We start from the raw sequence: 1,067 nt of genomic DNA on the forward strand, positions 1-1,067 counted from the left end.
TGTGCTCTTCCGATCTCTATAATAAGTATGAATTCCTTATTTTAATGCATGTGCCATTGTTAGAAGTATTTTATAAATACATCAAAAAAATTATTTAATTTGTTTATATAATTACATTAAAAATTATTTAGGTCTGTATCCCTGATAAATTTTTCATATGTCATTGGTTCATTGACATATCTGTATAAAGATGTATTTTCTTTATAATAATCGAGTCCAAGCATGTAAAACTGCTCTCTTGTTAATAATCCCCTTTTTTCAAGGCTTCCAAGCACAGGTTTAAAAATTATGGGGGATACCTCTCTCACAGGCTTTAATCCCAATTTAAGCCTTACAGTATTAAACATATCAGCAAATGTTACCCTTTCCCTTGTACATACATTAATAATCCCTGATTTATCCAGTGAATTCTTAAGCACGGTAATCATATCATTTATATAAACCGGTGCCATATTTCCACTCCTCGGCAGGAATGGTACCTTCTGTTTTGCCGCTTCTATAAGCATCTTTGTAAATTTATCTCCATTTCCGTACATTGTTGATGGTCTTATTATAAGAGAGTTTTTTAATGTGGCGGCATTATCCTCTGCCAGTCTTTTATATCTAAAATAATCTGTATTTCCCTTATCAGCGTTTATTGCTGAAATGTATACTATTTTCTGGTTTTTACGGTATTTATTTACAGCCTTTACAATATTCTTCATGCCATTTAATGACAATTCTTCATGTTTTTCTTCCTTTTCTATAAGCACATCAACTGCATGAACTATTACATCATAATTTTCAATCGCCTTTTCAACATCGTCATAATTTCTAATATCGCCTTTTATATAGGTTATGCCCAGCTTATCCAGTTTTTCAGACGGATTTCTAGAAAAATAGGCCTTTTCATCTGCATCAAGCTGCTGGATGATATTGCTTCCGACAAAACCAGATCCACCAATTACAAGTAATTTCATACACCTTTATCTTGCAGAAATATAAAAATATTTTATAAAATAGGAAAATTATTCCAATATTTATAATATTCCTTTGAAAATTTTGGGAAATCAATTTTTTAAAGTGTA

Annotated in this window: 1 protein-coding gene; it reads right to left on the bottom strand. The window is 30.7% G+C overall.

Features of this window, described 5'->3' with window-relative positions:
- Nucleotides 1-116 precede the first annotated feature (116 nt).
- Complete coding sequence (locus AOG55_RS06425; protein WP_048100866.1) at nucleotides 117-959, bottom strand: NAD(P)H-binding protein; 843 nt, start codon at nucleotides 957-959, stop codon at nucleotides 117-119.
- Nucleotides 960-1,067: the final 108 nt, after the last annotated feature.

Origin of the sequence: Acidiplasma cupricumulans, assembly GCF_001402935.1 — an archaeon.
In the GTDB taxonomy this organism is placed as follows: Archaea; Thermoplasmatota; Thermoplasmata; order Thermoplasmatales; family Thermoplasmataceae; genus Acidiplasma; species Acidiplasma aeolicum.